Origin of the sequence: Hyunsoonleella aquatilis (assembly GCF_014270105.1) — a bacterium.
GTDB classification, from domain to species: Bacteria; Bacteroidota; Bacteroidia; order Flavobacteriales; family Flavobacteriaceae; genus Jejuia; species Jejuia aquatilis.
Map to the genome: position 1 here is coordinate 341,881 of NZ_JACNMF010000003.1, position 22,935 is coordinate 364,815.

A 22,935-nucleotide genomic window follows, 5' to 3' on the forward strand; every position below is an offset into this window, starting at 1 on the left:
ATGAAAAAACACCTGAGTATAACGAATCAAGGGTTCGTCCCATGAAATATTGGTAGTAATAAAGTGTCAGTTGAAGTTTGGTAATCTAATTCCGTACGATACACTTGATGGTAATGGTAGCTTCTTTTCCTACGCGAATGGTACCGTACTCTTTGCCCAGTTCATAATCAAACCGGTCAATGACCAACTCGCCGAAAAACGTATTGTTTTCAAAGGTAAATGGGATTTCTACAGCCCGTGTCGTTTCAAGAATTGTCATATTTCCTTTAGTGACGAATCCGTTTGCGGTACGAACAACAGCAGTAGATTCAAAACAAACAGTGGGATATTTATCCACATCAAAAAAATCAGGATCTTTTAAATGGGCATCCCGCTTTTTGTTTTTGGTGTTGATAGTACTCGCATCAATACAAATATTGAAATTGGAGTTTTCTAAATTGGTTTCGTCAAAATTGAAATCACCTTTCATGCCCGTAAAAGTCCCTTTAACTTTAAAAAGACCTCCTCCGGTAATATGAAATTCTACCTTTGATTTTTTGGCGTCAATAGTTTGGGCAATGGCAGTAGAAATCCCGAAACATAACAAGATAATAAGGGCAAATTTAAATGGTTTCATGGCATTATTTTTTTAACAAATAGACTGAAAAAATTTCGAATAAAGATAAAGAAAATAAGAGCTATTTAAGTCGTTATTATATCGAAACATTACAGTCTAATGTTAAATTTAAGAACTCTAAGTATAAATGCTTTTGCTAACTTTGCGCTTCAGCTTTTTGTCTTATGAATATTCCTAGAATGAGTTTTCCGAGAGTGGTAATTATCGGCGGTGGTTTTGCTGGTGTAGCCCTGGCCAAAAAACTGGCAAAACAAGAAGTTCAGGTGGTTTTGATGGACAAAAACAATTACCACACGTTTCAACCACTTTTATATCAAGTGTCAACGGGAGGCTTAGAGCCTGACTCTATTGCATATCCGATAAGAAAGATTTTAAAAGATTTCCCAAACTTTTATTTCAGATTGGCCAATGTTGAAGAAATCGATACCAAAAAAAATAAGGTTAGGACGAATATTGGTAATTTAAAATTCGATTATTTGGTGGTGGCCACAGGTTCTAAGACCAACTATTTTGGCAATTCTGAAATAGAGAAGCATAGTATGGCGATGAAAACCATACCGCAGTCCCTTAATTTGAGAAGCCTGATTTTGGAGAATTTTGAAGATGCCCTTTTAACATCGGATTTGAATGAGCGTAACGCTCTAATGAATTTTGTTATCGTTGGGGGAGGTCCAACGGGTGTTGAGTTAGCTGGGGCTTTAGCAGAAATAAAAAAAGGAATTCTTCCAAAGGATTATCCCGATTTGGATACCAGACTGGCCCAAATTCATATCGTTCAGTCAGGTGACTGTATCCTTAAAGGAATGAGCGCCCAGGCGTCTCAGAAAGCAGAAGATTTTTTAGAAAAACTGGGAGTTAATATTTGGAAGAATGTACGCGTTACGAATTATGACGGTAAAACAGCTACTACAAATACTGATTTGACCTTTGAAACCGCCACGTTGATTTGGGCGGCAGGAGTAAAAGGAGCAACTATAAAAGGCATTGAGGCTCAAGAATTGGTTGCCAATAGCAATCGTATTATTGTGAACGAATTTAGCCAAATCAAGGGCTTTGAGCATATTTTTGCCATTGGAGATATAGCTTGTATGGTTAACGAAGAGCATCCCCATGGACTGCCAATGATGGCCCAACCTGCAATTCAACAGGGAGAACAATTGGGGGACAATTTATTGCGAATTTTAGAGGAAAAGCCTCTAAAGCCATTTGTTTATAAAGACAAAGGTTCTATGGCCACCATAGGGCGAAATAAGGCAGTGGTGGACCTTAAAAAATGGAAATTTCAGGGTGTTTTTGCTTGGTATGTTTGGATGTATGTCCACCTGTTTTTCCTTATCGGCTTTAGAAACCGCATGGTGGTTTTTGTAAACTGGGTCTATAATTACGTGCGATTTGATAGGGAGGCAAGATTGATTATCAGGCCGTTTAAAAATAAGCACAAAGTAGAGGTTTGACTCTGGCAAGGGAAGTATTGAATGTTGGTTTGTTTGCCGAAAACTGTCCACTGAATACTGAGACTGCGAACTGAACTATAGGTCATCTGTAAAATGCCTTCTCCCTTTTTCTTTACTAAATTTTTCGGTGTTATACTTTTTCGAATCGCCTTTAGGTATGGACAGCGATTGCCAATCTTCACCTTTTAGAAGTTTACCTAAAAATACAATTTGCCCCACGTGATACGCGTAATGTGCCAACTGGCGATTGATGGCTTCGGTAACCGTATGGCCTTGGTTTCTGATATAAATTATGCGCTCTAAATCTTTTTCATTTAAAGGCGTGATTGCATCAAAAAGGCATTTCCAACCTTTGTTCCATTCGGCAAGCATTTCATTTTTTGATATAAAGGAATCCTCAAATTCGGCATCTCGATGTCTCCATACTTTCTCACCGTCTTCGATTAGAAAATTGGCCCAACGACTTAGCATATTACCTGCTAAATGTTTTACAATAATAGTAATGGAATTGGAGTTTTGGGCAAACTCTTTCTGCAATTCTTCAAATGACAAATCTTTAATGGTTTTATCGCCCAAAGATTTATAATATTCAAACTGTTTGATAACACTGGTTAAATAGCTGTCCATTCCATAAATATAATGCTATTTTTTCGGAACAAACTTCAAGGAAACCCCATTGATACAGTGTCTTTTTCCTGTAGTATTTCTTGGGCCGTCATTAAACACATGCCCCAAATGCCCTCCGCAGGTAGCACAATGTTCTTCGGTTCGGGCGTAGCCCAAATTATAGTCGGTAGAGTATTCCACATTCCCCTTGATTTCCCGATCAAAACTGGGCCAACCCGTTCCCGAATCAAATTTATGTTCACTTTTGAAAAGAGGGGTGTCGCAGCCTTTACACAAATAAATGCCTTTCTCATAATTCTTATTTAAAGGGCTTGTAAAAGCCCTTTCAGTGCCTGCTTTCCGCAAAACGTAGAATTCCAAATCTGTCAATTGGCTTTTCCATTCGGCTTCCGTTTTAGTTACCTCATATTTTTTTTCAGGTAGCTTTTGAGCAGTGGAGTTGCAGTTAAATAAAATCGTTAAAACTAAAAGAGTGAAGAATTTATTCATGGTATAGAATTTGTTTACATAGGTCGGTTTTCCATTCAAATCATAACAGCTATCTAATGAATAATTTTATGTAGGTCAAAAAACCAAATGCTAATCAACTAAATTTTATGAATAATTAAATCATTAAATATCGAATAAAAAAGTGACCAATTAAAAGTAAAAGGGTCATAAAATTAAGATTCGATTTTGTACATTTAACTCTAAATTAAAGGAATTATGAATTTAAAAAATACAATCATAGGAGCTATTGTTCTGGCAGTTATCGTGGCCTGTGCAACAAATCCATTTACGCAAAAGAAAACCTTGGCATTAGTGCCTAATTCTCAGTTGTTTCCAACGGCTTTCGCCCAGTACAACCAGTTTTTGAATGAAAATAAGGTAGTAAAAGGAACCAAAGATGCGGAAATGATTACAAGGGTAGGACAGCGAATTGCGGTTGCTGCAGAACGTTGGTTAAACGCGAATAATCACCAAGGTTATTTGGAGGATTATCAATGGGAATATAATTTAGTAGATGATAAAACGGTGAATGCTTGGTGTATGCCGGGTGGAAAAATTGTTTTTTATACCGGGATTTTGCCTATTGCAAAAAGTGAAACCGGTGTAGCCGCGATTATGGGCCATGAAGTAGCACATGCTTTGGCCAATCACGGTCAACAGCGAATGAGTGCAGGCATGTTGCAACAGCTGGGCGCCGTTGCAGGAAATATTGCCATTCAAGACGCAAGGAAAAGAGATATGTTTAATCAAGCTTATGGGATTGGCTCTACCGTAGGGGTGATGTTACCATTTAGTAGAAGCCACGAAAGTGAAGCTGATAAAATAGGAATCTATTTGATGGCCATTGCTGGATATAACCCTGACGAGGCTTCTGAATTGTGGAAACGAATGAAAGCTAATAGTGGAGGGCAAGCACCACCGGAATTTTTAAGTACGCATCCTTCAAATGATACGAGGATTACCAATTTAAAAGAATGGGCGCCACTTGCAAAAAAGGAAGCCAATAAATTTGGGGTTTCATCCTTTAGAAGTATAAATTAACGATCGGAATAAAATATTTTATTACTTTAGAAGTCGCGCAAATAAAGCGTGACTTTTTTTATGAACCAACTTAAAAAAGGAAGCAAAAAACTACTGAATGCCTGGGCATTTTACGATTGGGCCAATTCGGTTTATACACTTACCATTACTTCATCCATTTTTCCAATTTTTTACTCCGCATTGTTTCTGTCAGAAGTTAAAAGGGTAGAAGCTTTTGGAACGGAATTTAAGAGTACTGCGCTCATCACTTTTGTTACAGCATTTACCTTTTTGATGGTGGCGGTAATGTCACCGATCCTTTCGGGGATAGCCGATTATGTTGGTAACAAGAAAAACTTTTTGAAGTTTTTCTGCTATTTGGGCAGCGCTGGGTGTATTGGTTTATATTGGTTTAGTTTGGACCGTATCCATCTAAGTTTGCTCTTTTATTTTATGGGCCTTATAGGGTACTGGGGCAGCTTGGTATATTATAATTCCTATCTGCCAGATATCGCTTTTCCTGAACAACAGGATAGCATTAGTGCCAAGGGCTTTTCTATGGGTTATGTGGGAAGTGTGCTTTTATTGATGGTTAATTTAGGAATGGTAATGACTCAGGAGTCCGGTGAATCAAAAATGGCCATGATGCGCTATTCATTTGTTACGGTTGGGTTGTGGTGGGCCTTATTCAGCCAATATTCATTTAAATGGTTACCAAAAGGGGTGTCCTCAGGGCACAAAGTCACCAAGGATGTTGTTTTTAACGGATTTAGGGAATTGCATGCGGTTTGGAGGGAGTTATTAGAAAATCTTCGATTAAAACGGTATCTATATGCTTTTTTTGTATTTAGTATGGCGGTGCAGACGATTATGTTGGTGGCGGTGTATTTTGGCGAGGAAGAAATAGCATGGAGCAGTAGTGACAGTAAAACCTTTGGATTAATAGGGAGTATCCTTATTATTCAGCTCGTGGCAATATTAGGGGCTTTTTTAACTTCACAGGCGTCTTCAAAATATGGCAACATTAGAACTTTAATTGGCATTAATTTCATTTGGATGGCACTGTGCGTTTATGCCTATTTTATGGTGACCCCATATCAGTTTTATTTTGGGGCCAGCCTGGTTGGTTTTGTGATGGGTGGCGTACAATCCTTAGCGCGTTCTACTTACTCGAAATTTTTACCCCAAACAGAAGACACCACATCTTATTTTAGTTTTTTTGATGTTGCTGAAAAAATAGGGATTGTTATAGGGATGGTCATTTATGGAACAATTGACCAAATTACCGGTAGTATGCGCAATGCTATTTTGTTTTTGGTAGTCTTCTTCCTTGCCGGGATAATTTTACTATTTAGAGTCCCAAAATTGGATTCGACACAATCTTAATTGATTTGAGTATGATTGATAAGATTGATGTCGGAATTGCCATTCAACTTTAATCTAAGTCACTTCGTAGAAAAGTCGATGGGATAATCGGAATGTTTAGCTTTTAGTTGTTATAAATCCCTATGTTTGTTTGTGCTAAACATAAGTAGTGCCCAATGAATTTTATGAAATATCTTTCCCGAGTTGTTATTTTGGCTTTAATTTTTGTCTCCTGCAACATCGAGCCTTTTGAAGGCGAGGTTCCTGAACAAACCGATAATAGTGGTGGCCCTATAGCTTCGAATTGTTCTGAGGCGACACAAAATACGGCTGAAGTGGCCCTAACTTTTCAAGGGGTTTCTATATCTGATTCCAATTATGGTGAATTTTGTAATGCTTATAAGAAGGCTTTAGAGGATCAAATAGCACTTTGTGGAGATCAGGACGGAACACTTCAGATATTGCTTGATGCTTTGGGCGATTGTGAAGAGCAATTAAGTGTGTGTGACGTTGCTGAGGAGAAATCAGCTAATGCCAAGCAAGCATTTGAAAATGCCAACGATCAAAACTATTCGGCTCTATGTAGTTCATATAAAGTTGCCTTACAAGAACAAATTAGTGCTTGTGGAACTGACGTAAACTTGTCTGCTATCATACAAAGTTTAGGTGACTGTAGTGTAGATAATTCCTCTGGAAATAATGACTGTGATAATTTAAAGATGTTCGATACTTTCGGGTTGCCTATTCCATGTGATTATAGTATATATAAGGATTTAAACATAAGTAAAGTATATCTAGGTAGTGAAACATACCTGGTTGATTTTAATAATGATGGAGAGAATGATCATTACAGTAAGTTGTTGTATATCACTGATGGAATAATTACTCTTAATAATGAAAATAGAATAGTTTCAATTACTGATCAGACTTATTTATTGGAATTTGAAATTTATTATAAAGGCACAAGCGATAATCAAAAGGTGATTCCTGGCTTATTTGAAATAAGACCTTCGAATGAATCTTATTTAGCAGGAGGCTTTTTTGGTGACGAAGGTTGCGATGATGGTTTGTTCTTATGTGATGAGCGAAATATAATTTTTAATGGCGTACTGAGCATTAGTATAGTAGAGGATGGCATTTATAATGTCTGTTTTGATTCAGTAATTGACTTGTTTGACTCCAGAATTGATGATGATGATTTTCCTTGTTTTAAGTCAAGTTATACCGGGGAAATCCTCCCGATTAATTATTAATACTTTTTAAATCGAAAATCCCGCTTATACATTTTTAAGTGGGATTGATAGATATTCTTTTAAGGTATTCGAAGTTTGGAAAATATTTCATTAATTACTAATACTCCCGAACCTGAAACCTTTGTATCTAATTTAGGATCACCTCTATACTCGATATCCCCGGAGCCAGTTACTCTAGCCTTTAAAAATTTGTTGCTCACTACTTCAATATCACCGGAACCGGTAGTTGAGGCCTCAGTATTGTTAGTGTCCAAATCAAATCCGTGGAAATCTCCTGAGCCTGTAATTTTGGTTTTTAGGTTTTGGTTAAACCCCTTTAAAGTGATGTCTCCAGAACCTGAGATGGCACTTTCGGTAGATTCTGTTTTGATATTTAAAGCAATATCACCTGAGCCCGAAAGGTGTACGGATAGATTTTCAGTATTAATAATATCCTCGCTTACGATGTCTCCTGAACCACTTAATGATACAGAGCTGATGTCTTCAAAAGGAATTGTGATTTTAATGGGCTTGCCCCAGCTTGGTTTTATATAAGCGCCCTTTTTTGTCTTCACGATGAGTTTACTATCCTTTACTTCAGTAATGATATACTTCAGTAAATTTTCCTCCCCTTCAATTTTAATGTTGCCTTCCTCTCCTTTTACAAGAACAAAATCCATTGAACCCGCACATTTTATGCCTTCATAATCACTGGTTGACCTGGTAATCGTGGTTACTTTTCCGTTGCCTTTTATGCCCTTTCCCCATTGCGCAAAGGCCGTTGAAACAAATAATAAGCTCAAAAGCGTAAATGCACATTGTGTTTTTCTGATTGATTTCATAACTGTTCGTTTTTTGGCCCTTCGACTACGCTCAGGGCAGTTTGATGATTTAATGTTTGTAGAAAGTTACCCCGCCATAGTCCGAAGAAATGGTAAGCTTATTGCTTGAGTTTTGAGTGCCGTAATACCCGATGTACTTTTTCCGGTGTGATTCCCGTATGCGCTGTAAAAAATTGAAATCCGTATCACCACTAATATCGGCATATTCCAAATCCAGATCAAAGTCAAAGTCCAAGCTGGAGTCATATCCAATTTTGATACCCGTATAATCGGTTTTCAGATTTAATCCTTTAAAACTTGGGTGTAATTTTTCAATTTTAACGGCTCCATAACTCGCTTTGATAGAAACGGCTTTATATATATTTCCCATTAGAATTGTGACGTAGTCGCCATTGCCACTTACCGTGTTGGCATTGTGTACTTTTAATGAGCCGTAATCACAGTTATAAGTAATGTCTTCGGCGATATCTACTTCCGATTGGGTGTAGTCTGCATTGATGTCCAAGGCTTTTGTTTTACCAACCTTGTAACTACTGTAATCTGCGTTTATTTTACCAGTTTTAATGTAGTCGAAATAACAACCGCTGGTATAATCAAATGTAAGTTGGTTGTCATCGGCAAGTAACTCTTTGGTCGTGATTTTGCCGTAATCACAATTGATTTTTGCGCGACCTTTTAGTTTGCCTACATTGATGTTGCCGTAGTCGTTGTTTAAATCGATACTATTAGTGATTGGGACTTTTACGATATAGTTCACTTTCATGTGGACATTATTTTTACCGCCCCAATTCCACCATGAACTTGATTTGCCTTGGCCGAATTTTGTCCTTGCAGAAACATTGCTATTGTCCGCATTGAATTCCACAGTGATTTCGTCCAGTTTGTCTTGGACTTTTTCCTCATTGTTGCCCGATGTCATGATCGTAATTTCAAAGACGATTCGGTTTTCGCTCCAAGTTACAATGTCAAGATTACCGTAACTGTTGTTCACCGTAAGATTGGCATTTGCCGATACTTTGAATTCTTTTTTAATGACCTTTTCTTTTTTGTATTTACCGGGTAATCCCGAATTGTCCGTAGCGATAGATAGTAGCGGAATTAAAAAAAGTATAAGGGTTAATTTAAATGGTACTGCTCGTTTCATTTGATGATGATTTTAATTGTTTTACATGTTCTATTTCCAACAAAGTCCTTTGTAATATGTCAATTCTGGTCTGAAAATTTGAAATCATGGCGTAAATGACACGTTTATCTTCTTCGCTTTCGGTCAAATCCATTTTCAAATTTTGGTATTCTTTTTCCAGCATATTTAATCTCTTAATAGCGTCCTGAATTAAGACTTGTGCGTTAGGGTCGGATTCCGCATTCAATTTGTTTAATTCTTCTGAAATCGTTGCGCTGAAGAAGTTTTGGGCCTCCGCCATTTCTGGCGATACACTGGCTAAATCCCTGATTTCATTTGTTTTCGGTGCTCCTAAAGTCAATGCGATGAGCAATACGATAGAAGCGGCCACACCGATTAATGGCTTCCATAAACGACGCCTTTGTTTAGGAGCTTCAACCAAGCGTGGCCCGCTATTGGTTTGGAGTTTGTTCAAAAAGCGTTGCTCGTGGTCAACGCTTGGCGTCTCAACATCAAATTCCTCCTTTAAATTTTCAAAAAGTTCGTCCAAATTATCCTTGTTCATCACTTTTATGTTTTAGTTCACCAAAGCTTCATTTAGTCTTTTTCTAAGACTGTCTTTGGCTCTTGATATGAGTGTGCGGCAATTACCGTGGTTTATTTTCATAATTTCACTTATTTCCTCATTATCGTAGCCTTCTATTAAACTTAGCGTCAATGCTATTCTGTAATTATCCTTTAGTCCTTTCATGGCAGTCAACACCTGTTGTGCTTTGGCATTTTGATAGGTTTGCTCGCTTTCTATGCCATCGCTTTCATCTTCAATTTTATAGAGTACATCTTCCAAAGCCGTTTCTTGATGCTTAATTCTTTTTCTATAATGATAAATACTGTTGTTCACCACGATTCGTTTTAACCAAGGCCCAAAAGTTTTGGTGTCTTTGAGGGAACCCAATTTGGTAAAAGCTGTTAAAAACGAATCCTGCATAATATCCTCGGCTTCAAAACTGTTTTTTACAATACGAATGGACGTGTTGTACATGGCCTTGTAATATCTATTATAGACTTCCATCTGTGCGCTTTGGTTGCCCTCGATGCACAATGCAATTAGTTTTTCAATATTTTGATGGTTAGGCGTCAAAAAAACTAGGTTTCGTTATTAAAGATATACCTGAATTGAATTTGTTACAGTTAGGAACAAAAAAAACCTGCAATCCATAATTTGATGCAGGTTTTAAATATTTATAATTATCTAAAAATTAGGACTCGGCGGGCTTTTCGGCTTTTTCGATATCAATTTTTAGCTCATTCTCCTTTTTATCAAAATCGATAATAATTTTATCGCCATCACCAATATTTGAGGCGACGATTTCTTCAGCCAAAGCGTCCTCAACATATTTTTGAATAGCTCGCTTTAAAGGACGTGCGCCGTATTGCTTATCAAAGCCTTTATCAGCAATGTAATCTTTAGCACTTTTGGTCAATTTAAGTACATAGCCAAGGTCCTTGATTCTAGCTAAAAGCTTGTCCAATTCAATATCAATAATTTTGTTGATATCCTCTTTTTCAAGAGGGTTGAATACGACCACATCATCAATTCGATTCAAAAATTCTGGTGCAAATGATTTTTTCAATGCATTTTCAATGACTTTCTGCGCATTGGCATCTTCCTGGGCTTTTTGTGAAGCCGTTCCGAAACCAATACCAGTGCCAAAATCCTTTAGTTTTCTGGCGCCAATGTTTGACGTCATGATGATAATTGTATTTCTAAAATCGATTTTTCTTCCTAGACTATCCGTCAAATGTCCGTCATCAAGCACTTGTAGCAACATATTGAACACATCTGGATGCGCTTTTTCAATTTCATCTAATAGAATTACGGAATAAGGCTTGCGGCGTACTTTTTCCGTCAATTGTCCGCCTTCCTCATAACCAACGTATCCTGGAGGGGCACCTACCAATCTAGAAATGGCGAATTTCTCCATGTATTCACTCATATCGATACGTATCAAAGAATCCTCACTATCGAATAACTCGCGAGACAGAACTTTCGCCAACTGGGTTTTTCCAACACCAGTTTGTCCAAGGAAAATAAAAGAACCAATCGGCTTGTTCGGGTCTTTCAGCCCAGCGCGGTTGCGCTGAATGGCTTTTACCACTTTGGCAACTGCTTCATCCTGACCAATCACTTTTCCTTTAATTAGGTTTGGCAGTTCGGCCAATTTATTGATTTCAGTCTGCGCAATTCTATTCACAGGAATACCTGTCATCATAGATACCACATCTGCCACATTGTCCTCTGTTACAATTTCTCGATGCTGTTTGGTTTCCTCTTCCCATTTTTCTTGGGCTATAGAGAGTTCCTTTTCCAAACGCTTTTCATCATCCCTTAATTTGGCGGCCTCTTCATATTTCTGCTTTTTGACTACAGAATTCTTGGTTTCCCGAACCTGTTCCAATTTCTTTTCAAGTTCCAAAATCTGTTGAGGCACATCAATATTCGTAATGTGAACTCTACTTCCGGCTTCATCCAAAGCATCAATAGCTTTGTCCGGTAGGAATCTATCCGTCATATAGCGATTGGTCAATTTTACACAGGCTTCAATGGCCTCTGGCGTAAAATCAACATTATGGTGCTCCTCATATTTTCCTTTGATATTGTTTAGGATTTCTATAGTCTCCTCAACGGTAGTGGGTTGTACCAACACCTTTTGGAAACGACGCTCTAAAGCACCATCTTTTTCAATATACTGTCGGTATTCATCCAAAGTTGTCGCTCCGATGCATTGAATTTCACCACGTGCCAAAGCGGGCTTAAACATATTGGAAGCATCCAAACTTCCCGTAGCACCACCAGCACCAACAATGGTGTGTATTTCATCTATAAATAGAATAACATCGTCATTTTTTTCCAGTTCGTTCATCACGGCTTTCATGCGCTCTTCAAACTGGCCACGGTATTTCGTTCCGGCAACCAAACTCGCCAAATCCAAAGTCACCACCCTCTTATTAAAAAGAATCCTGGACACTTTTCGTTTTACAATTCGAAGCGCCAAACCTTCGGCAATGGCAGATTTACCAACACCGGGCTCACCAATCAAGAGCGGGTTGTTTTTCTTCCTTCGGCTTAAAATTTGAGAGACGCGCTGTATCTCAGCTTCACGGCCTACCACAGGGTCTAACTTGCCTTCCTCAGCCAAAACCGTTAAATCCCTTCCAAAATTATCCAGAACGGGGGTTTTGGACTTCTTGTTGGACTTGCCAGATGGCGTATTAAAAATATTCTCCTTTGAAGACTCATCTCCTAAATTGGCATCGTCATCTTGGAAAGATTCCGCCTTAGGCTCTATATAATCGTTTTCGTTTGTAATCATTTGTTTGAATTGCTCTTTAACATTATCGTAGTCTACCTTAAGTTTATTCAGTAGTTTGGTAGTTGGGTCATTTTCGTTGCGCAAAATGCATAATAATAAATGTGCAGTATTAATAGAAGAACTCTGAAACAGCTTTGCTTCTAAGAAGGTAGTTTTTAGAGCACGCTCCGCCTGCCTGGTCAGGTGAAGGTTCTTCTTTTGATTGGAAGCCACACTGATATTTGGGTTGGCCGGGCTTAAAATTTCAACCTTTCGCCTTAAATGGTTCAGGTCGATATCTAAAGCGTTCAATATGTCGATAGCCTTGCCGTTGCCATCACGTAACAGCCCAAGCATTAGATGTTCGGTACCTATAAAATCATGGCCAAGACGTAAAGCTTCCTCTTTGCTGTATGCAATTACGTCTTTTACTCTTGGGGAAAAATTATCATCCATAGTCAAGTTCCTTTCTGCATTAAAAATACTAAAACATTTTACTAACGGCAAAAACTGTACCCTAAAATGTAGAAGTCAGGCTAATTGACGAAAAAATATTCATAAAATCAAAGGATATTCGCGGATAACTTATTAACGAAAAAAGAGGGTGAAATTGTTAATAAAAAGTACCAAAAACGAAACGGAAATCGCTTATTAACACTACGGAAATTCGTATATTAGCACGTTTTGAAAATTTGATAAAAATTAAATAAAATTTCATATGGCAGAAGGAGAAAAACTGATACCTATTAACATTGAAGATGAAATGAAATCCGCCTACATTGATTATTCAATGTCGGTCATTGTGTCACGTGCCTTACCGGACGTAAGGGATGGCTTAAAGCCGGTTCACCGTCGTGTACTTTTTGGTATGCACGAATTAGGTGTTAGGGCGAATTCGGCACATAAAAAATCAGCGAGAATCGTTGGTGAAGTTTTAGGTAAGTACCACCCACATGGTGATACCTCAGTTTATGATGCGATGGTTCGTATGGCCCAAGATTGGAGTTTGCGCTACATGCTCGTGGATGGCCAGGGTAACTTTGGTTCCATTGATGGGGATAGCCCTGCAGCTATGCGTTATACCGAGGCCAGGATGCAGAAGATTTCTGAAGAAATGTTGGCGGATATCGATAAGGAAACCGTGGATCATAAGTTAAATTTTGATGACACTCTTCAAGAGCCTACTGTTCTGCCTACTCGAATTCCAGGATTATTGGTAAATGGCGCGTCCGGTATTGCGGTGGGTATGGCTACCAATATGCCTCCACATAATTTAACAGAGGTGGTGAACGGTACCATAGCCTATATTGAAAATAATGATATTGAGGTTGAGGAATTGATGACGCATGTAAAAGCTCCTGATTTCCCTACTGGAGGTACCATTTATGGTTATGATGGGGTGAAAGAAGCGTTTCAAACAGGTAGAGGCCGTATTGTTTTAAGAGGAAAGGCCAATATTGAAGAGGTAAACGGTCGCGAATGTATTATTGTTGACGAGATTCCTTATCAGGTGAACAAGGCGGAAATGATTAAGAAAACTGCCGACCTTGTCAATGAGAAAAAACTGGAAGGGATTTCCACCATTCGTGACGAGTCCGACAGGAAAGGGATGCGTATCGTTTACGTTTTAAAACGCGATGCCATTCCAAATATTGTATTAAATAAATTATATAAGTACACGGCGCTACAGTCCTCATTTAGTGTAAATAACATTGCCCTAGTAAAAGGAAGACCACAACTTTTAAACCTAAAGGATTTAATCCATTATTTTGTAGAGCACAGACATGAGGTTGTCGTTAGAAGAACGACCTACGAATTGAGAAAAGCTGAGGAACGCGCCCACATTTTAGAGGGATTAATTATTGCCTCAGACAATATAGACGAGGTCATAAAAATCATCAGAGCGTCATCAAATGCCGATGAAGCCCGCAACAATTTAATTGAGCGCTTCAAACTTTCTGAAATTCAGGCCCGAGCCATAGTAGAGATGCGTTTGCGTCAATTAACAGGACTGGAACAGGATAAATTGCGTTCGGAATATGAAGAAATCATCAAAACGATTGCTGATTTAAAAGATATTTTGGACAAGAAAGACCGTAGAATGGATATCATCAAGGAAGAATTGATTGTTATCCGAGATAAATATGGCGACGAAAGACGTTCAAACATTGAATATTCCGGTGGTGATTTGAGTATCGAGGATATGATTCCAAATGAAAAGGTGGTTATCACCATTTCGCATGCGGGTTATATCAAACGAACTTCGCTCAACGAATACAAAACTCAGAATAGAGGAGGTGTTGGACAAAAAGCGTCTACCACGAGAAACGAGGACTTTTTAGAGCACCTTTTCGTGGGCACCAACCACCAATACATGTTGTTCTTTACCCAAAAAGGAAAATGTTTTTGGATGCGCGTATACGAAATTCCTGAAGGTGCAAAAACATCCAAAGGGCGTGCCATTCAAAACCTAATCAACATTGAGCAGGATGATAAGGTGATGGCATTCATTTGTACTCAGGACTTAAAGGATGAAGACTATATCAATAGTCACTACGTCATTATGGCCACCAAAAAAGGGCAGGTTAAGAAAACGTCTTTAGAGCAATATTCCAGACCACGGACCAACGGTATCAATGCGATTACCATTCGAGAAGATGATGAGCTACTTGAAGCCAAGTTAACAACGGGTGAAAGCCAGGTGATGTTGGCATTGAAATCCGGAAAAGCTATCCGTTTTGAAGAAGCAAAAACCAGACCGATGGGTAGAAACGCCTCAGGTGTTAGAGGTATTACACTAGCCAATGACAATGATGCAGTGATAGGAATGATTGCCGTAGATGACATGGAAAGCAATATCTTAGTGGTTTCAGAAAACGGATATGGAAAACGCTCTAGTTTAGACGATTACCGTATTACCAATAGGGGAGGAAAAGGCGTAAAAACCATTTCGATTACCGAAAAAACAGGTAATTTAGTATCTATCAAAAATGTTACGGATAACGATGATTTAATGATTATCAATAAATCAGGTGTTGCTATAAGAATGGCGGTTGAGGATTTGCGAGTGATGGGACGTGCTACGCAAGGTGTGAAATTGATAAATCTTAAAGGCAAAGATTCCATTGCAGCTGTGGCTAAGGTGATGCATGATGAGGATGACGTAAATGGTGACGACGAAGTAGACCATACCACAGAAACAGATGTTTCCAACGATGGCACAACTATTGATAATTCAGATAGTGAAGACAACAACAACAATGAATAACACAAATTAAATTAAAATGAGAAAACAGATTATTTTAGGCCTAGCTTTTTCAGTTGGTATATTTTCTTTTGCCCAAAAGAAAGAACTAAAGACGGCAGAGAAGGCCATTAAACAAAACAATTTTGCTGAGGCAAAAGCAGCTTTGGCACAGGTGGAACCTATGTTGGGTTCTATGGAAGATGACTTAAAGGCCAAGTATCATTATTTAAATGGTTTGGCACTATACTCAAATGGAGCAGCCAATAACGCAGATTTGGACAAAGCATTAGCGTCCTTTAAAAAATCGGAAGGGGAATATAAAAAAGAGGTAAACGAGGTTAAAAACGATATGCTTAGCAAAATTCTTGAAAAAGGAAATAAGGCCTATGAAAATAAGAAATATGGACCAGCCTCAAGTTATTTTGAAAAGCTTTATGGTATAAGTAAAAAGGATACAATTTATCTTTATTACGCTGCGGCCACTGCCGTAAATATTCCGGACTATGACCGTGCCTTGAAATTGTATGAAAAATTAAAGCAATTGGGCTATACCGGGATAACTAAACAACTTTATGCTGTTAACGTTGCCACAGGAGAAAAAGAAAGTTTTCCAAACGATGCTATTAGAAAAGCTTCAGTTGCCTCTAAAACGCACAAGGACCCTACTGATGAAATGAGCGAATCCAAAAGAGGAGAAATCGTAAAAAATGTAGCTTTAATTTATGTTTCTCAAGGAGATGATGATAAGGCCATTAAGGCCATGGAAGATGCTAGAACAGAAAACCCTGAAGATGTAGGCCTTGTTATTTCAGAAGCGAATATCCATTATAAAATGGGCAATACAGAGAAATTTCAGGAGCTTTTAAAAAAGGCAACGGAAATGGAACCTGATAATGCCGAATTACAATACAATTTAGGTGTTATCGCTGCCGAGTCCGATCATCCGGAAGAGGCTAAGGCTTACTACAAAAGAGCTATAGAGCTGAATCCAGATTACGTTAACGCATACATCAATTCTGCCGTATTGGTATTAAGTGAAGAAAGCAAAATAATTGAGCAGATGAACAACCTGGGAAGTTCCGCAGCGGACGATAGAAAGTATGAGGAACTGAAGGAGAAGCGACAATCTATATACAAAGAAGCTATACCATACTTGGAAAAGGCTTTGGAAATAAACCCTAAGAGCGAAAACGCAGCCACTACTTTAATGAATATTTACAGTGTACTGGGTGAAACCGACAAATATAAGGCGATGAAAGCCAAAGTAGAAGCCATGGGTGGGTAATCAATACTTCACCACAAGTTGAAAAAATCCGGAGTTTCATAACTCCGGATTTTTTGTTTAATTCCTTTACTACTCAAATTCCTTAAGCGTTGAAACGATTATGGAAACACAATCTAGTAATTGTTCTTCTGTCATTACCAATGGTGGTGCAAAGCGAATGATATTGCCATGCGTTGGTTTTGCCAATAAACCGTTGTCTCTAAGTGCAAGGCAGACATCCCAAGCTTTATTGGATTTCTCATCATCGTTAATTACAATGGCATTAAGAAGCCCCTTTCCTCTTACCAATTTTACAACGGAGCTATTTTCAATGTACTTGTTTAATTCTTCCCTGAATAATTCCCCCAACTTATGAGCGTTTTCCGCTAGGTTTTCTTCTTGTATTACTTTCAGCGCGGCTATAGCCACGGTTGCCGCTATGGGGTTGCCTCCAAATGTACTACCGTGATTACCGGGTCTTATTACATTCATAATATTATCGTTGGCCAATACGGCACTTACGGGATAGGCGCCACCGCTCAATGCTTTTCCAAGAATTAGTACATCTGGTTTAACGTCCGGAGTACCACTACACATTTTATTCTTACATGAGCAGTTGCCGCAAGTGGCCAATAAACGTCCAGTTCTTGCAATTCCTGTTTGAACTTCATCAGCAATAAATAGAACATTGTATTGCTCGCACAAAGCTTTGGCTTTGGCCAAATAACCGTCGCTTGGAACATAAACTCCTGCTTCACCTTGAATTGGCTCTACCAAAAAACCAGCTATGTTTGAATTGTTTTTTAGCACATCTTCTAATGCCTCAATATTGTCATATTCAATTTTGATAAACCCCTTGGTATATGGTCCAAAGTTTTCGCGGGCTGTAGCGTCGTTTGAAAATGAAATAATCGTTGTAGTCCTTCCATGGAAGTTATTTTCACAGACCACAATTTCGGCTTCATTTTCATCAATACCTTTGACTTCGTAAGCCCATTTACGGGTAATTTTCAAGGCAGTTTCAACAGCTTCAGCTCCAGTATTCATTGGTAATAGTTTATCAAAACCGAATAGCTCACAGGCAAATTTTTCGTATTGTCCCAACTTGTCGTTGTAAAACGCCCTTGATGTCAAAGTTAATTCCTGAGCTTGCTCGGTCATAGCATTCACAATTTCTGGATGGCAATGCCCTTGGTTAACTGCTGAATAAGCGGATAAAAAATCATAATACTTTTTGCCTTCAACATCCCAGACATGGACCCCCTTGCCGCGGGTCAGTACCACTGGCAGTGGGTGGTAGTTGTGCGCTCCATACTTGTTTTCTAAGGCAATTGCATCACCTGAAGTTAATTGTTCTAAAACAGTCATTTTAAGATAATTTAAAATATTTACACTTTTTCATTATGTGAAATATCTCAAATATCATCATAATAATTAAGTGCCGCTAAGCGGATAAAATAACCATTCCTTCTGTACCTTTATTCTTTCGGAAATCCCGATAGTTATCGGGACGAAAAAGCAGCGTGGGAGAGAAATCATCCCTGGATAGGTTTGCAATTTAAGAAATAATAGTAATCCGTAAAAATTAATCGGATAATCTTCCGGTTAAGGAGGATAGTTGCAATTCCAACCGTTTAAGTTCCCTTAAAATGGCATTTTTGTCCATTTGCATCCAGGCAAATACCTTGAGCATGCTTACCCCAATGAGAAATACAAGGCTTCCTGTTGCCCATTTTATGAGCTCAAAAGTACTTTCTACATTAAAAAATTGCACAACGCAGTAAATGAAAAGGGCAAAGAATACTAGCGTCATAAAGTTCATTAGGTACATAATCCATTTATTCTTTCCTCGGAACAGGCCCCAAACCATTTCCAAAACATTCTGTTCTTCCAATTCATCATAGAATTTGGCCTCTTCCTCTGTTAAAGTTTCCTTGATCAATTTGTCAATGTCTTCCATATTAGTTTTCATAACGATATTGTTTTAAAAGTTGTTTTAATGTTTCACGTGCGTGGAACAGTCTTGATTTTGTTGTTCCAACAGATATATTCAAAGTTTTGCTTATCTCTTTAAGCGAGTAATCTTCAGCATAAAACAATTTAATGACTATTTGTTGGTGCGTTGGTAAAAGGTTGATGGCTTCCAAGAGTTTCACCTTTAGTCGCTCTTTTATGTCCGCTCCCTCATCTGGCGAACTTAAAATTTCCTCTTCATGTTCCATCTGCTCTATATGTTTTTGGCTTCGCTTTTTCTTGTTCAACCAGTCCATAGATTTGTTGCAAACGATACGCAATCCCCAGCTTCCGAAGCTTTCAGGTTTTTCTAGAGTGTTTATTTTGTTTATTATGACAGTCCAGCTTTCTTGTGCAATATCTTTTGCAACATCCGCATCTTTTACTAGCCAGTATGCTTTTTCGCAAAAGGTTTTGTGCCAGCGTTTTACCAATGTATTTAATGCTGTTTTGTCCCCTGATTGAAATTTCAGAATGAGCTCACGGTCTATGTCATTTTGGTATTTCGCCATTGAAATATTACCCTTTTAATTGCTAGACGGATAAAAGTGAAAAAGGTTCATTTTTATATAAAAATGGAAAAGATTAAAGTTAACCCAAATAAATCAGCATTTATTTATGGCTATTGTTATTTTTGCACCATGCCTAGAAAAAAACGACATCTGGTATTTGAAAACCTGGAGGTGATTGATGCAGGAGCCAAGGGAAAAACCGTGGCTAAAGCGCCCGACGGGAAGGTGGTATTTCTGCCCAATGCCGTGCCTGGTGATGTGGTAGACGTTCAAACTTTTAAAAAGCGAAAGGCGTATTACGAAGGCAAGGCCACAAATTTTCACAAGTTTTCAGAAAAAAGGGTGGAACCAGTTTGTGACTATTTTGGCACCTGTGGCGGTTGCAAATGGCAGGACATGGGCTATGAGCATCAGTTATACTACAAACAAAAAGAGGTGGTGAACAACCTCACTAGAATTGGTCACCTGGAATTGCCAAGTATTACTCCAATTTTAGGTTCAAAAGAACAGTATTTCTATCGGAACAAAATGGAGTTTTCCTTTAGCGATAGTCGATGGCTCACGAAGGAGGAAATCCAGTCGGATAAAGATTTAGGAGATAGAAATGCCCTCGGGTTTCATATTCCGGGCATGTGGGACAAGATTTTAGATATTGAGAAGTGCCATTTGCAACGTGATCCATCCAATACCATTCGGAATGCGGTAAAGCGGTTTGCCGTTGAAAATGGAATGCCATTTTTTAATACAAGGCAACAATCTGGATTTTTACGAACACTTATGATTCGTACATCCAGTACTGGAGATGTGATGGTCTTATTGCAGTTTTTTAAAGAAGATGTGCCACAACGGGAGTTGCTTTTGGATTTCTTGACTGAAACATTTCCTGAGATTACATCTCTATTGTATGTGATTAACGGCAAAAGCAATGATACTATTTATGACCAAGAGGTAATTTGCTATCATGGGCAAGATCATATTTTTGAGGAAATGGAAGGGCTACGGTTTAAAATAAACGCAAAGTCCTTTTATCAGACCAATTCCGAACAGGCTTATGAATTGTATAAAATCACGAGGGAGTTTGCAGATTTAAAAGGTAATGAATTGGTTTACGATCTTTATACCGGAACTGGAACTATCGCTCAATTTGTTTCAAAAAAAGCAAAGAAAGTGGTAGGCGTCGAGTCCGTTCCAGATGCCATTTCTGCAGCCAAAGAGAACGCACAATTAAATGGGATTGACAACGTTGAATTTGTGGTTGGGGATATGAAGCAGGTATTTAATGAAGCATTCATTGCTAAATATGGGCAACCGGATGTGGTCATTACAGACCCCCCACGCGACGGGATGCATAAGGATGTTGTTGCTCAGTTGCTTAATATTGGGGCTCAAAAGATTGTGTATGTAAGCTGTAATAGTGCCACACAAGCACGTGATTTGGCATTGATGAAAGATATGTACAATGTTGTGAAAGTACAACCTGTAGATATGTTTCCACAAACCTTTCATGTAGAAAATGTGGTTTTATTGCAAAAACGTTAGAAGGTTTATTTGTTAAACCCTGCACAAAGCACAACTAAACAAATAAACGCATCAACGAATAAACATAATTAATATTGATGAAGAAAATAAGTGTACTGGTTTTAATGCTATTTATAGTGGGCAATTATAGTTGCGAACGCGACGACCTTTGTCCCGATTCCACGGCAACCACTCCTAAATTAATTATTGAAAGTTTTGATATTTCCGATCAAGAGGAAAGTAAGAATATTTTTGATTTGCGTATTGTAGGGCAGGGCAAAGATAACCCACTTTCCATTTTTTTACCTGGAACAGAAAATGAAGTTACTTATGACGGTACGGGAAATGTCTCTACAATATATCTTCCTTTAAGAACAGATGAAAACGAAACCGTCTATACTTTTATTCAGGAGTATGCAGTAGACGACGATGGTAATCAGATCGAAGGTGAGACAGACACCGTGACCATTCGATATGAAACGGAAGAAGTTTACGTGTCTCGGGCCTGTGGCTATAAAACTATTTTTAAAAATGTAACTGTTACGCCAGGTGATGGTTGGGTTACTCAAATTCAAGCAATCAATGCAAACCAATCTGTAGAGGATGAAAATGAAACACACTTTAAGCTTTTGTTTTAGTATCATATTATTTTTTTGGATTGGAACCGATGTTGCCATTGCTCAGGACGATACCGAACAAGAAACATCAAGCGACTCCATTACCGTAAAAGAGAAATATGGATTGCGATTTGGTGTGGACACCAGCAAATTGATCCGAACCTTTTTGGATGATGAATATACTGGATTTGAGGTTGTAGCCGATTACCGCCTCACAAAAAAACTGTACATCGCAGGAGAGTTGGGTAACGAAACCAAAGATAATATCACGGATTTTTTGGATGTGACTACCACCGGAAGCTACCTTAGGGCGGGTATTGATTATAATCTTTACCAAAACTGGCTGGACATGGATAATATGGTCTATTTTGGGTTTAGGGTAGGTGCCAGTACGTTTAACCACACCATAAATTCATTCAATGTGTATAGTACGAATCAATATTGGGAACCTCAATTTACCTCTGAGGGGGAGATCAAAAAAGATGGGCTTTCGGCAATTTGGTCTGAATTGGTCATTGGTATCAAGGCTGAATTGTTCAACAACCTTTATATGGGTCTGAACGTCCAGCTTAAAGCATTGATCTCAGAAACCATCCCCGAGAATTTTGAAAATATCTACATTCCGGGGTATCAAAAGACCTATGACAGCTCTCGATTAGGCTCTGGTTATGCCTATACCTTAACCTATAGGCTTCCTTTGTATAAAAAGGACAAGGTGATTGTACCGATTGAGTAGAGGATTTCTTCATTGCAAGGACGCAGGACGTGGCAATCTAGGGTTCGTCTTTAAAGGATGAGATTACTTCGGTCGTGCCTCCCTCGTAATGACGGTATCCTCGTCATTGCGAGCGTAGTGAAGCAATCTCGGATTTGGCATATCAAGAAAAGGATTACTTCGTCTTTCGTACCTCATTCCTCGTAATGACGTTTGTGGTTTTCATTTTGAGCGCGTCATTGCGATCAAAGCGAAGCAATCTTTAAATTAAAACACGACTAAACCTCAATCAAAATAAAACAACCATCCATCAGATAAGTCATTCCATTCGGGATTGTCTTTATTGATTAAATTCTCTTTTCGTTTACGGTTTCCGGATTTTAATTGCTTCTCTCTGGCTATGGCATCATTGATATCTGAAAATGTTTCAAAATATACCAGTTTATCACAATTGTATTTAGCGGTGAAGCCTTTTAATGCCTTGGTTTTATGTTGATAGATACGCTTTTCTAAATTTGAAGTAACACCAATGTAGATTACCGTATTGTTCTTGTTTGTTAAGAAATAAACGTAGGATTTGTGCATGTTCAAATATAAAATTAATTCGTCGTTGCGAGGGCAAAGGAGGTGGCAATCTTTCTTTACGTCATTACGAGCGAATGCGAAGTAATCTAGGGTGTCGTTTTATGGGATGAGATTACTTCGGTCGTGCCTCCCTTGTAATGACGTGTTAATCGTCATTGCGAACACCGTGAAGCAATCTTTGTAATGTTATACGGAATTTATCGTTTTTATTTGGATGAGATTACTTCGTCGCGCACTCCTCGTAATGACGTTGTGCTCGTCATTGCGAGGAGTGCGCGACGAAGGAATCTAGGTTTAGCTTCAAAAAGAACGAGATAATTTTACTTCGACTAAGCTCTCTACA

The 22,935-nt window shown here is 38.5% G+C and carries 21 protein-coding genes; 9 read left to right on the top strand and 12 right to left on the bottom strand.

What is annotated here, in order from left to right:
• Positions 1–85 precede the first annotated feature (85 nt).
• Positions 86–616, bottom strand: coding sequence for a YceI family protein (locus tag H7U19_RS10125; protein WP_186561960.1), 531 nt, complete (start codon positions 614–616; stop codon positions 86–88).
• Between the two features lie 164 nt (positions 617–780).
• Between H7U19_RS10125 and H7U19_RS10130 the strand changes: the two genes are divergently transcribed.
• Positions 781–2,070: an NAD(P)/FAD-dependent oxidoreductase gene (locus H7U19_RS10130; protein ID WP_186561962.1), complete on the top strand. Its 1,290-nt coding sequence runs from the start codon at positions 781–783 to the stop codon at positions 2,068–2,070.
• Between the two features lie 75 nt (positions 2,071–2,145).
• On the opposite strand, the gene H7U19_RS10135 is transcribed toward H7U19_RS10130, so the two are convergent.
• Together H7U19_RS10135 and msrB are read right to left on the bottom strand one after the other, a co-directional pair.
• Positions 2,146–2,697: a DUF1572 family protein gene (locus tag H7U19_RS10135; RefSeq protein ID WP_186561964.1), complete on the bottom strand. Its 552-nt coding sequence runs from the start codon at positions 2,695–2,697 to the stop codon at positions 2,146–2,148.
• A 15-nt stretch (positions 2,698–2,712) separates the two neighbouring features.
• Positions 2,713–3,186 carry a peptide-methionine (R)-S-oxide reductase MsrB gene (msrB, locus tag H7U19_RS10140; protein ID WP_186561966.1) on the bottom strand — a complete coding sequence of 158 codons (474 nt, stop codon included), beginning with the start codon at positions 3,184–3,186 and terminating at the stop codon, positions 2,713–2,715.
• A gap of 216 nt (positions 3,187–3,402) precedes the next feature.
• On the opposite strand from msrB, the gene H7U19_RS10145 reads away from it, so the two are divergent.
• From H7U19_RS10145 to H7U19_RS10155, 3 genes are all read left to right on the top strand, one after another.
• Positions 3,403–4,227 (top strand): M48 family metallopeptidase, encoded by an 825-nt coding sequence (locus H7U19_RS10145; protein WP_186561968.1) that lies wholly within the window; start codon positions 3,403–3,405, stop codon positions 4,225–4,227.
• Between the two features lie 60 nt (positions 4,228–4,287).
• Positions 4,288–5,592 carry an MFS transporter gene (locus H7U19_RS10150; RefSeq protein WP_186561970.1) on the top strand — a complete coding sequence of 435 codons (1,305 nt, stop codon included), beginning with the start codon at positions 4,288–4,290 and terminating at the stop codon, positions 5,590–5,592.
• A gap of 155 nt (positions 5,593–5,747) precedes the next feature.
• On the top strand, positions 5,748–6,824 hold the full coding sequence (locus H7U19_RS10155) for a hypothetical protein (protein WP_186561972.1): 1,077 nt from the start codon (positions 5,748–5,750) through the stop codon (positions 6,822–6,824).
• Positions 6,825–6,883: 59 nt separating this feature from the next.
• Here the strand turns inward: H7U19_RS10155 and H7U19_RS10160 are convergent, their stop codons facing one another.
• From H7U19_RS10160 to H7U19_RS10180, 5 genes are all read right to left on the bottom strand, one after another.
• On the bottom strand, positions 6,884–7,645 hold the full coding sequence (locus H7U19_RS10160; protein ID WP_186561973.1) for a head GIN domain-containing protein: 762 nt from the start codon (positions 7,643–7,645) through the stop codon (positions 6,884–6,886).
• A gap of 49 nt (positions 7,646–7,694) precedes the next feature.
• Positions 7,695–8,789 carry a hypothetical protein gene (locus H7U19_RS10165; RefSeq protein ID WP_186561975.1) on the bottom strand — a complete coding sequence of 365 codons (1,095 nt, stop codon included), beginning with the start codon at positions 8,787–8,789 and terminating at the stop codon, positions 7,695–7,697.
• The gene (locus tag H7U19_RS10170) at positions 8,767–9,333 is read right to left on the bottom strand and encodes a hypothetical protein (protein WP_186561977.1); all 567 of its coding nucleotides are present in this window, start codon (positions 9,331–9,333) and stop codon (positions 8,767–8,769) included. The genes H7U19_RS10165 and H7U19_RS10170 overlap by 23 nt, the downstream gene beginning before the upstream one ends.
• A 12-nt stretch (positions 9,334–9,345) precedes the next feature.
• Positions 9,346–9,909 (bottom strand): RNA polymerase sigma factor, encoded by a 564-nt coding sequence (locus tag H7U19_RS10175; RefSeq protein ID WP_186561979.1) that lies wholly within the window; start codon positions 9,907–9,909, stop codon positions 9,346–9,348.
• Positions 9,910–10,027: 118 nt separating this feature from the next.
• Positions 10,028–12,577 (bottom strand): ATP-dependent Clp protease ATP-binding subunit, encoded by a 2,550-nt coding sequence (locus tag H7U19_RS10180; RefSeq protein ID WP_186561981.1) that lies wholly within the window; start codon positions 12,575–12,577, stop codon positions 10,028–10,030.
• A gap of 262 nt (positions 12,578–12,839) precedes the next feature.
• Here H7U19_RS10180 and gyrA point away from each other — a divergent pair, with 262 nt between their 5' ends.
• On the top strand, positions 12,840–15,389 hold the full coding sequence (gene gyrA, locus H7U19_RS10185) for a DNA gyrase subunit A (RefSeq protein WP_186561983.1): 2,550 nt from the start codon (positions 12,840–12,842) through the stop codon (positions 15,387–15,389).
• 16 nt (positions 15,390–15,405) lie between these two features.
• Positions 15,406–16,653, top strand: a complete 1,248-nt coding sequence (locus tag H7U19_RS10190) for a tetratricopeptide repeat protein (protein ID WP_186561985.1) — start codon at positions 15,406–15,408, stop codon at positions 16,651–16,653.
• Between the two features lie 69 nt (positions 16,654–16,722).
• Here H7U19_RS10190 and rocD read toward each other — a convergent pair whose 3' ends face one another.
• The 3 genes from rocD to H7U19_RS10205 all read right to left on the bottom strand — a co-directional run bounded on the left by rocD (position 16,723) and on the right by H7U19_RS10205 (position 19,157).
• The gene (rocD, locus tag H7U19_RS10195) at positions 16,723–18,000 is read right to left on the bottom strand and encodes an ornithine--oxo-acid transaminase (protein ID WP_186561987.1); all 1,278 of its coding nucleotides are present in this window, start codon (positions 17,998–18,000) and stop codon (positions 16,723–16,725) included.
• 217 nt (positions 18,001–18,217) lie between these two features.
• The gene (locus H7U19_RS10200; protein ID WP_186561989.1) at positions 18,218–18,604 is read right to left on the bottom strand and encodes a DUF6768 family protein; all 387 of its coding nucleotides are present in this window, start codon (positions 18,602–18,604) and stop codon (positions 18,218–18,220) included.
• Entirely contained in the window at positions 18,594–19,157 is a 564-nt protein-coding gene (locus H7U19_RS10205; RefSeq protein WP_186561991.1) for an RNA polymerase sigma factor, read from the bottom strand. The genes H7U19_RS10200 and H7U19_RS10205 overlap by 11 nt, the downstream gene beginning before the upstream one ends.
• Positions 19,158–19,286: 129 nt before the next feature.
• Between H7U19_RS10205 and rlmD the strand changes: the two genes are divergently transcribed.
• From rlmD to H7U19_RS10220, 3 genes are all read left to right on the top strand, one after another.
• Entirely contained in the window at positions 19,287–20,696 is a 1,410-nt protein-coding gene (gene rlmD, locus H7U19_RS10210; protein WP_186562617.1) for a 23S rRNA (uracil(1939)-C(5))-methyltransferase RlmD, read from the top strand.
• 77 nt (positions 20,697–20,773) lie between these two features.
• Entirely contained in the window at positions 20,774–21,313 is a 540-nt protein-coding gene (locus tag H7U19_RS10215) for a DUF6452 family protein (RefSeq protein ID WP_186561992.1), read from the top strand.
• Positions 21,285–22,028: a DUF6048 family protein gene (locus tag H7U19_RS10220; RefSeq protein ID WP_246454767.1), complete on the top strand. Its 744-nt coding sequence runs from the start codon at positions 21,285–21,287 to the stop codon at positions 22,026–22,028. Before H7U19_RS10215 ends, H7U19_RS10220 begins: the two co-directional genes overlap by 29 nt.
• A gap of 264 nt (positions 22,029–22,292) precedes the next feature.
• On the opposite strand, the gene H7U19_RS10225 is transcribed toward H7U19_RS10220, so the two are convergent.
• Entirely contained in the window at positions 22,293–22,592 is a 300-nt protein-coding gene (locus H7U19_RS10225) for a GIY-YIG nuclease family protein (RefSeq protein WP_186561996.1), read from the bottom strand.
• Positions 22,593–22,935 lie beyond the last annotated feature (343 nt).

What these genes read in the sequence shown, in the direction of transcription:
- H7U19_RS10125 (WP_186561960.1), bottom strand. Translation starts at nt 616, where the DNA reads ATGAAACCATTTAAATTTGCCCTTATTATCTTGTTATGTTTCGGGATT.
- H7U19_RS10130 (WP_186561962.1), top strand. Translation starts at nt 781, where the DNA reads ATGAATATTCCTAGAATGAGTTTTCCGAGAGTGGTAATTATCGGCGGT.
- H7U19_RS10135 (WP_186561964.1), bottom strand. Translation starts at nt 2,697, where the DNA reads ATGGACAGCTATTTAACCAGTGTTATCAAACAGTTTGAATATTATAAA.
- msrB (WP_186561966.1), bottom strand. Translation starts at nt 3,186, where the DNA reads ATGAATAAATTCTTCACTCTTTTAGTTTTAACGATTTTATTTAACTGC.
- H7U19_RS10145 (WP_186561968.1), top strand. Translation starts at nt 3,403, where the DNA reads ATGAATTTAAAAAATACAATCATAGGAGCTATTGTTCTGGCAGTTATC.
- H7U19_RS10150 (WP_186561970.1), top strand. Translation starts at nt 4,288, where the DNA reads ATGAACCAACTTAAAAAAGGAAGCAAAAAACTACTGAATGCCTGGGCA.
- H7U19_RS10155 (WP_186561972.1), top strand. Translation starts at nt 5,748, where the DNA reads ATGAATTTTATGAAATATCTTTCCCGAGTTGTTATTTTGGCTTTAATT.
- H7U19_RS10160 (WP_186561973.1), bottom strand. Translation starts at nt 7,645, where the DNA reads ATGAAATCAATCAGAAAAACACAATGTGCATTTACGCTTTTGAGCTTA.
- H7U19_RS10165 (WP_186561975.1), bottom strand. Translation starts at nt 8,789, where the DNA reads ATGAAACGAGCAGTACCATTTAAATTAACCCTTATACTTTTTTTAATT.
- H7U19_RS10170 (WP_186561977.1), bottom strand. Translation starts at nt 9,333, where the DNA reads ATGAACAAGGATAATTTGGACGAACTTTTTGAAAATTTAAAGGAGGAA.
- H7U19_RS10180 (WP_186561981.1), bottom strand. Translation starts at nt 12,577, where the DNA reads ATGGATGATAATTTTTCCCCAAGAGTAAAAGACGTAATTGCATACAGC.
- gyrA (WP_186561983.1), top strand. Translation starts at nt 12,840, where the DNA reads ATGGCAGAAGGAGAAAAACTGATACCTATTAACATTGAAGATGAAATG.
- H7U19_RS10190 (WP_186561985.1), top strand. Translation starts at nt 15,406, where the DNA reads ATGAGAAAACAGATTATTTTAGGCCTAGCTTTTTCAGTTGGTATATTT.
- rocD (WP_186561987.1), bottom strand. Translation starts at nt 18,000, where the DNA reads ATGACTGTTTTAGAACAATTAACTTCAGGTGATGCAATTGCCTTAGAA.
- H7U19_RS10200 (WP_186561989.1), bottom strand. Translation starts at nt 18,604, where the DNA reads ATGAAAACTAATATGGAAGACATTGACAAATTGATCAAGGAAACTTTA.
- H7U19_RS10205 (WP_186561991.1), bottom strand. Translation starts at nt 19,157, where the DNA reads ATGGCGAAATACCAAAATGACATAGACCGTGAGCTCATTCTGAAATTT.
- rlmD (WP_186562617.1), top strand. Translation starts at nt 19,287, where the DNA reads ATGCCTAGAAAAAAACGACATCTGGTATTTGAAAACCTGGAGGTGATT.
- H7U19_RS10215 (WP_186561992.1), top strand. Translation starts at nt 20,774, where the DNA reads ATGAAGAAAATAAGTGTACTGGTTTTAATGCTATTTATAGTGGGCAAT.
- H7U19_RS10220 (WP_246454767.1), top strand. Translation starts at nt 21,285, where the DNA reads ATGAAACACACTTTAAGCTTTTGTTTTAGTATCATATTATTTTTTTGG.
- H7U19_RS10225 (WP_186561996.1), bottom strand. Translation starts at nt 22,592, where the DNA reads ATGCACAAATCCTACGTTTATTTCTTAACAAACAAGAACAATACGGTA.